Origin of the sequence: Ferrovum myxofaciens (assembly GCF_000735045.1) — a bacterium.
Taxonomy (GTDB): Bacteria; Pseudomonadota; Gammaproteobacteria; order Burkholderiales; family Ferrovaceae; genus Ferrovum; species Ferrovum myxofaciens.
The window spans coordinates 1-7,809 of the sequence record NZ_JPOQ01000089.1; the positions used below are offsets into that span (position 1 = coordinate 1).

The 7,809-nt window shown below is 47.4% G+C and carries 9 protein-coding genes and 1 pseudogene; 6 read left to right on the forward strand and 4 right to left on the reverse strand.

Annotated elements, in window-relative coordinates:
* Positions 1 to 26: 26 nt before the first annotated feature.
* The 4 genes from IV91_RS18910 to IV91_RS0110680 all read right to left on the reverse strand — a co-directional run bounded on the left by IV91_RS18910 (position 27) and on the right by IV91_RS0110680 (position 1,453).
* Positions 27 to 332, reverse strand: a complete 306-nt coding sequence (locus IV91_RS18910; RefSeq protein WP_031598242.1) for a hypothetical protein — start codon at positions 330 to 332, stop codon at positions 27 to 29.
* Between the two features lie 203 nt (positions 333 to 535).
* Positions 536 to 763, reverse strand: a complete 228-nt coding sequence (locus IV91_RS0110670) for a hypothetical protein (protein ID WP_031598245.1) — start codon at positions 761 to 763, stop codon at positions 536 to 538.
* Positions 748 to 1,230, reverse strand: a complete 483-nt coding sequence (locus IV91_RS0110675) for a zinc-finger-containing protein (RefSeq protein WP_084190054.1) — start codon at positions 1,228 to 1,230, stop codon at positions 748 to 750. The genes IV91_RS0110670 and IV91_RS0110675 overlap by 16 nt, the downstream gene beginning before the upstream one ends.
* Positions 1,231 to 1,240: 10 nt before the next feature.
* Positions 1,241 to 1,453: a hypothetical protein gene (locus IV91_RS0110680; protein ID WP_031598248.1), complete on the reverse strand. Its 213-nt coding sequence runs from the start codon at positions 1,451 to 1,453 to the stop codon at positions 1,241 to 1,243.
* Between the two features lie 644 nt (positions 1,454 to 2,097).
* Here IV91_RS0110680 and IV91_RS0110685 point away from each other — a divergent pair.
* The 6 genes and pseudogenes from IV91_RS0110685 to IV91_RS17970 form a co-directional block, all read left to right on the forward strand.
* The gene (locus IV91_RS0110685) at positions 2,098 to 2,907 is read left to right on the forward strand and encodes a hypothetical protein (protein ID WP_031598250.1); all 810 of its coding nucleotides are present in this window, start codon (positions 2,098 to 2,100) and stop codon (positions 2,905 to 2,907) included.
* Complete coding sequence (locus IV91_RS17315; RefSeq protein ID WP_150112456.1) at positions 2,904 to 4,010, forward strand: DUF1376 domain-containing protein; 1,107 nt, start codon at positions 2,904 to 2,906, stop codon at positions 4,008 to 4,010. The genes IV91_RS0110685 and IV91_RS17315 overlap by 4 nt, the downstream gene beginning before the upstream one ends.
* Positions 4,007 to 4,795, forward strand: a complete 789-nt coding sequence (locus tag IV91_RS0110695) for an ATP-binding protein (RefSeq protein WP_051862564.1) — start codon at positions 4,007 to 4,009, stop codon at positions 4,793 to 4,795. The genes IV91_RS17315 and IV91_RS0110695 overlap by 4 nt, the downstream gene beginning before the upstream one ends.
* A gap of 344 nt (positions 4,796 to 5,139) precedes the next feature.
* Positions 5,140 to 5,316 (forward strand): hypothetical protein, encoded by a 177-nt coding sequence (locus tag IV91_RS17965; RefSeq protein ID WP_160171566.1) that lies wholly within the window; start codon positions 5,140 to 5,142, stop codon positions 5,314 to 5,316.
* 371 nt (positions 5,317 to 5,687) lie between these two features.
* Positions 5,688 to 7,238 (forward strand): MBOAT family O-acyltransferase, encoded by a 1,551-nt coding sequence (locus IV91_RS0110700; RefSeq protein ID WP_031598254.1) that lies wholly within the window; start codon positions 5,688 to 5,690, stop codon positions 7,236 to 7,238.
* A pseudogene (locus tag IV91_RS17970) lies at positions 7,213 to 7,809 on the forward strand (hypothetical protein); the annotation flags it as partial. The gene IV91_RS0110700 and the pseudogene IV91_RS17970, both read left to right, overlap by 26 nt.

Consider the following 7,809-nt stretch of genomic DNA (forward strand, 5'->3'; position numbering starts at 1 on the left):
AAGTTGTGGCGCATGAGTTCGCGGTGTCAGCCAAGCTTCGCCATAAAGCGCCAGCTTCTCTGGATATTTCTGTGCCTTCGCACCCATGGAGAAGCTAGGCACAGCACTAAGCTGAATACCCCACTTGCTGATTCTTCGCTTTCTATGGTGCCTGGCTTATCAAATTCTTTTGCGGCCAGTTTGATCGCTTTGTTCACTTCGGATTTGCTGATCCCATAGTTGGTGGCCAACGCGGAAATATCGTCTTTGATTTCGGTTTGGGTTTGTTTGACCTGTTCTTTTCTGGCTTGGATGCTACGAACGACTGAGGTGAAATTATGGTCGATTTGCATAATTCCTCACTTATTAAGCTTGATGAACGAAAACTGCTTTCACTACAACCAGTTGCTTGCGTCATGCAAAAACTTATCAAACTACATTGTTTTTACATACGGTTGCGATGGTTAATAAGTTTAATTGCATCTGATGCGCTGCTATAATGCAACGGGTTGGAATCTTCTTGACGCACCATTGCGAGTATTTCTTTCGGACAACCCTAACCTGTATTTATAGCCAGTGCTGCCAACTTACATATCGCTGGATACCAGAAAAAACCAGCCAATGGATGCCGAATATATCGAGCCAGAGTTAATAAGAACAGGACGCCTGGAGCCATGCCATCTTCGCTACGCTCCGAGGCCATGGCGAGGCTCAGCAAATACAAGGCAGCCCGTTCGACGGTTGATACCTCTTTATCGGTCTGGTGGATCAAAAAGCGTGGCATGACGTGTTCCTGGTGGTTTGGCAAAGGGTCGCCGGACGATGATCGAAAGGAGCGTCAGCCAGATCTTTGGTCAGGTCTTCAAACAGTTCGCCGGCCAGCCGTTCGGTTTCGAGGCACTGATCCATGTCGAAAAAACCAATGTGGCAGCGCTTGAGGAGAATGCCGAGTTCGTTGGCCAGCCATGAATAGGCTTCAGCCCTGCTCATCAGATTCTCGATCCAGAGAAGGTCAAATGTTGCATGGGCCTTCTGCCGTGCTTTTCTGAGTGGCGCATTTGCCAGGTTTGCCTTTGGCGCATGCTTGGGACTGTTTTTATGAGTGCCTGCCCAGGCTTTACAAGGACGGCATAGCCAGTACATACCGTTTTGGGGTGGGCCTGCGTGCGGGTAAATTTCTTCTCCGTGAACCAGTTCTGCCTGGGTGTTGCAATAAGGACATAGAACCGTAAGGATTGGTTTGGTATTCATGACAATTTCCTTAATTTCGCATGAATTCCGCAATCAAAACAATGATTGCGTAAATCAGGATGAGGGTTGCCATGAAGGAATAGGCGAAGACTTCAAGCAAGTACCAACCCAGCATCGGGTGATCTTTCCGGGCCTTTGCGACCATCTCTTTCAACATATTTTTTGCAGGTTGACCCCGTTCCGTTGTTTCTGATAGCAGACAATTTTCAGGTTTTAGATCCATTTCTCTCTCCAGTATGCTTGCTCTAAAAGCGTTGCAGATGTTCATACTGTACCAGAATTTCAAGCATTTTTCAAGCACTGTTAGTATTCTTAAGAGAGATTTATGTAAAAATTCTATAATTTTTTCATTCCCAACTCACTGTTTTTACGTTGTTCTTGTACGAAATGATTAAATTCTTGAAAATAATTTTCTTATAGGTGTTTGCAACAGTATTGTTTAATGTTAGTATAAATTACCGCCATTACACAGGCCCTTGACATGGAAAACTTTGGCGACGCATACAACAGAATGATGCAAACACCTGTTTCAGACAAATCAGGCAGCCATACGCCTGCAAGTCAGCCGACTGACTATAAAAGATGGGCTCGGGAAATCGTGGCGGCCTGGGACGCGGATCAGTACACATGCCACTACGGCTATCACCTTGCCTGCGAAGCCCTTGGAAGCCCTTGGAATCTCTCCGGTTCCTCGTAAACCGAAGTTCCTCGCCCCTCGCTCCTCTCAACCCACTCCGTTTACGGATTCCGGATCTTTCGCGGATCAAGAACAGTTTTCAAACGACAAGCAATTCGAGCGGGCAGAAGACGAGCAAAAGTTTTCAGAAGGCCCGTTCATCCATCCTCATTACACAAAGGATTACTGACATGCCAACAAAAGAAACGACAAAAGAAACAACGGAAGCCAGACAAAGCTATTCGATTCCAACCCAGTCACTCGAATACAGGCTTTTGATTGAAAAGATGGTGATCAGAAAATTCGGGTTGACTGTCAAAAGCGATCAGTTGGCCAAGTTTCTTGGTTTTGAAAATGGCGTCATCCCAACCTGCCGGGTGACTTCACTCAGAAACAAGGAGAACAGCCTGGACATAGCTCACGACGGATCTGTGTCCGCCGTTCAACTGTTGAAGTGGCTGATCCATAAAAACCGCCTGTCAGTGGTCTATGCAGATAGGTTGTTCGGGGACGAAAAAAACCGCGACTTGTTATTGCGTTTTCCCAAAACACATAAAGAAGGCAAAAAAAGCAAGTTTCCTTATTATTACGATCCGAACAAGCAATGTTCAGCAGGTCATATAAGTGTCCATCGCACGGCAAATCGGCATTGCTTCGCCTGCACCATTGCCGACCTGTCTGCAAAAAGCAGATCACAGGCAACCAAACGGTTGTTTGGGGTGACACAAAAAGAAGCCGAACCCGTGATCCAGGCTTTTGACAGGCTTTCTGATGCCTCAAAAACCGTTTTACTTAGCCGGTTTGTCGAACACATCGAAATCGCGCCAGAACTCGTCACAAAACTGGCCGTGACTTATCTGGACGACCCCGATATTCGTCAGGAGTTAAATCTTGATCTACTTCCTGGAGTGGATGGGCTTTTTTCTGCGATCAATGCTTGGGGGAAAACACAGCGAAAGGGATCGAGTTATTCGCAAGAACGGAATTGGAGGTTGCCGTGAGTAAAATCACTATCTGGATGCCGTTCTACATTGCGGATTATCTCGCGGATACCACACGGCTCACTACTGAGCAGCATGGTGCCTACCTGCTGTTAATTATGGATTATTGGCGCAACGGTCCACTACCTGATGATGACTTGGCTCTGGCCAATATCACCAGGCTTAACTCCCAAGCGTGGAAAAAAAACCGATCTGCGATGGTAAGAATGTTTCAGTTATCCGAGGGCTCATGGTGTCACAAACGGATTGACGAAGAACGCAGCCGCGCATTATCAAATCAATCATCCAAATCGCGTGGTGGAAAAGCAGGATCATCGGCTAAGTGGGGCTCGCTGGATCATAACAAAGCAACACGATCAGAACGTCTTACTAAAGCCCGGCAAATCGCCTCTCATACGTCAGAAGAATGGCTGTCATTGTTAGACGTTTGTAAGTCATCTTGCCAAAAATGCGGATCGACATCCGATTTGGTTAAAGATCACATTCTACCGGTTTATAAAGGCGGTTCCGATGGGATTGATAACCTGCAACCTCTTTGCCGATCATGTAACGCTGCAAAAGGCCCGGATGAAACCGATTACCGTCCGTTAAAATGGAAAGAATGCCTGACAGAACGACTGTCTGACGCCTATCTGACGCCTGTACCTTCACCTTCACCTTCACCTTCATCTTCTTTAATACATACACACCTAAATCAAAATCATCTTGCTCCGAGCGATTTTTCAAATCACCCGGAGCCTGAGCAGACCGAGCAGATGAACGGAGAAATCCCCGACAGTCTCGAAGGCGAAATACAACCCAACCCAACCTTTCAGCGCAAAAGCACCCCTGGCGTCACGTTCGACCAGGACGCAGGGAAGTTTGTCATCCATGACCAGAGGCTCAACTCCCTGTGGCGGCAGGCTTACCCTGCCATCAACATCGAGGCAGAACTTAACCGGGCCGCCGTCTGGCTCATAGCCAACCCGAAGAATAAAAAATCGAATTACGCCCGGTTCATTGGGTCCTGGTTTTCAAAAGCCCAAGACCGCGCCCCCGCAATCGGCAAAACCGCCAGAACAGAAAACTTTGAAAACCGCGTCTATGTCGGAGGCCCGCTATGAACATGAGCATTGATGATTGGATAAAACTCTCGCCGGACAGAACAGAAACCTGTGAAACGCACGGCACGTACCAATCGAAAAATGTTTTCGGTCAAATCTGGACCCAGTGCCCTCGCTGCGATCAAATCGCTTCCGAAGCCGAAAAAGCTTTGCACGAAGAAAAATCCCGCGCCAAGGAGTTTGAGGTTTGGCAACAGAAAATCTCCGGCTCAGGTATTCCGCTCAGATTCCAGAACCGAGCCCTGTCCAGTTTCACCGCAAACACACCTGCCCAGCGTTACGCCCTGGAATTTTCAACCAGGTACGCAGACGCCTTCGACGAGGTACTGAAAACCGGACGGTGTGCGCTGTTCGTTGGCAAACCGGGAACAGGCAAAACCCATCTGGCTGCCGGGATCGGCCTACGCATCATGCGCCAGCATAACCGCCGCGTATTGTTTACCACGGTGATGCGGGCCATGCGCGGGATCAAATCAACCTGGCGACACGGAAGCGATGAAACCGAGAATGAAGCCATCGCCCACCTGGTGCTTCCGGATCTGCTGATTCTCGATGAAGTCGGTGTGCAGTACGGGAGCGAAACCGAAGGATTGATCCTGTTCGACATCCTGAATGAGCGCTACGAAAACCGGCGACCAACCCTGCTGCTGTCAAATCTCGGGCTTGACGAGGTGCGTAAATATCTTGGGGTGCGCGTGTTTGACAGATTACGCGAGGACGGAGGAGAGGCCGTGCCCTTCGACTGGGAATCGCATCGCGGACAAATTACAAAAACAGGGGCGTGAGTCGATGGCGCGAATGCCATTAAAAACGATTCTAAGACACCTTGCAGCGATTATCTTTAGGCTTTGGCTAGGGGCGCCTATCCGACGCATATAAATTTCTCAAATAGCCTTAAAACTCGTCAGAAAGACATATTCACACGCAGCAGGGCAAAGAACGATAGCACGTACTAACAAAACAACGCAAAACCCAACCCACCCAAAACCGTAAGCCGGAAAAGTTGTTCTGATCCCCAAATTTCTTCCTGATTATGTCTCTATCTCAGGCCGCACTGGATAATAATAGGTTCGAAGACAGGTATCCGAGTAAAGCAGCCGTTCAAATGACAGCATATCTGGGTGGACGTGTGACCGCAATCGCCTCATTGCTGCCGGATGAACTGTCATGGCAGCTATCTGAGTTGAGCGGACGCTTGGCGCGTCAACCCACGGACTGGAGGACAGCCATTACTGTCAGTGGCGTCGGCTCCGTTCAATGGCTGGTGTTGTGCAGGTTGCCGACATTAACTCGGCTCATTGTTTGAATGACTGCATTTAGCACTGGCATCAGACAGCACCGTGCCCATTGCTGTCTGTCGAGGTGTATAATCACCAGCAAGAAAATTATCGGTCGAGGCCAGCATCAAATTATGACCGAGTTTCAGGATTGGATGCGTGTGTGGCACGATAGAAAATCCATACATTGGAGTGAGGTCTAATACAGATGCGGAAACTCCGCCTGTCTGATTGGAGTTTCCTTAACTTTGAGGTTTGCTATGACTTGGCTTAGGGACAAGTCGAAGATTGCCTTTGTCTAGGGAGTGTCAGCTGTGGATTAACTCATCACTCAGGTTTACGAGTTAACGAAAAAGTGGCGTTGTATGCAGCATGGTATTCATTTTGAAATAGGCAGGACATGCTGTTCAATTCTTATAGTTTTCTATTCTTATTCCTTCCTTTCACCTTACTGGTTTTCTTTCTTCTGGGAAAATACAGACGCTCGCTTGCAGGTCTTTGGTTATTTGGCGCATCGCTGTTCTTTTATGCTTGGTGGAACCCTGCCTACGTCGGTTTGCTGCTAGCTTCCGTGTTATTCAATTATGGCGTTGGGCAGGCAATAGTCCGGGAACATGTACGAGGGCGTGAAAAACTTAAGCGGACAATATTGATTTTCGGCATCGCCTCAGACTTGGGGCTTCTGGCTTACTACAAGTATGCCAATTTCTTCGTTACCAACGTTAGTTCATTGCTTAATAATGGCTGGCATGTTGAACCAGTCATACTGCCGCTGGGTATTTCTTTTTTTACTTTCACCCAGATTGCTTTCCTGGTCGATGCCTATCTCGGCAAAGTGAAAGAGTCCAATTTCATCCACTACGGTCTGTTCGTTACCTATTTCCCGCATCTTATCGCAGGCCCTGTGCTGCATCACAAAGAGATGATGTCCCAGTTTGCTCAGCCTGCCACCTACCGCATCCACTGGGAAAACTTTTCCGTTGGTTTATCTCTTTTTTCCTTCGGACTGTTCAAGAAGGTGGTGCTGGCTGATGGCATCGCTCCATTTGCTAATCTGCTATTCACTGCCGCAAATCATGGCAACATGCTCACCTTTACAGAAGCATGGGGCGGCGCTCTTGCCTACACGTTTCAACTCTACTTTGATTTTTCTGGTTATACCGACATGGCTCTTGGTATTTCGTGTCTGTTTGGAGTAAAACTGCCAATCAACTTCGATTCACCTTACAAAGCAGTCAACATTATCGACTTCTGGCGGCGTTGGCATATGACTCTGTCGCGTTTCCTGCGAGATTATCTTTATTTCCCTCTTGGGGGGAACAGAAAAGGAAAGTTCCGTCGCCATTTCAACTTAATGGCAACTATGCTTCTAGGAGGACTTTGGCATGGTGCGGGATGGACGTTTGTGATTTGGGGTGGTCTGCATGGTATGTACCTTGTCATTAATCACTCGTGGCATGGTTTACGTGAGCGATTAGGTTTCCCTGTTGAGAAAATTTCTCGAACAGGACGCATCGTGGGTATGATGATCACTTTTCCAGCGGTCGTATTGGCTTGGGTATTTTTTCGCGCCTCAAATATACATGCTGCACTGCATATCGTTAGCAGTATGATTGGGTTGAACGGAATCATGCTGCCTGGTCGCTCGGTGTTCAGTGGGCATCAGGTCGAAGTAATGGAAAAACTTGGTATCCATTTTGGTCCTGCGCCTTTGCTTTATGGCCACGTAGCAATCTGGAAGTGGATCGTAGTCCTATCGGCAATTGCCTGGTTTACACCAAACAGTCAGCAGATACTTTCGAACTACCAACCTACACTGGAGCAAGTAACTAGCGAAGGGTGGCTGCGATGGCAGCCGAATATGGTGTGGCTCGGCATTATTATCGCAATTTTGCTTTATTCGATAATTGGAATGGAGAAGGTAAGTGAGTTTCTTTACTTTCAATTCTGAACCGCATCGTCGGTTCGTTCTATGGTTATTTGCTCTGGTGGTCCTACCGGTGGCAGTACTTTTCGCTATTGGTGTTTTTTTACAACCCTTATCTGGCGATTTAACTCGCATAGGTTTTTATTCTGAAAGGGAGTTCGGTTGGCACAGTACACAGGTAATTTTTCCTAATACACAATTGGATTTTAGCGTCTTACCTGATGACAGCAGTAAATATTACGAAATCTTGGTTTTGGGAGATTCGTTTTCCCGAGTCCGTCCGGAATTTCAGTGGCAAAATTACTTGAAGGAAAACACTCGCGAATCTATAGGCACAATGGATATCAATAACATCCGGCTTAGTCAGATTCTTGCTGGCTCTGGATTTCGTGAACATCCTCCTAAATTTATAATTATGGAATCTGTGGAACGTGAACTGCCTTTCCATTTGAAACAGAACAACAAAACACCTGATTATGTCTCTATCTCAGTGCGCATCATCAGTTTCTTTCCAGAACAAGGAGTTGCATACATGAGCGCCACGGCAAGTCTTGGCACCATCGCTGCCAGGTCGAATCTTCGATTGAATCGATAC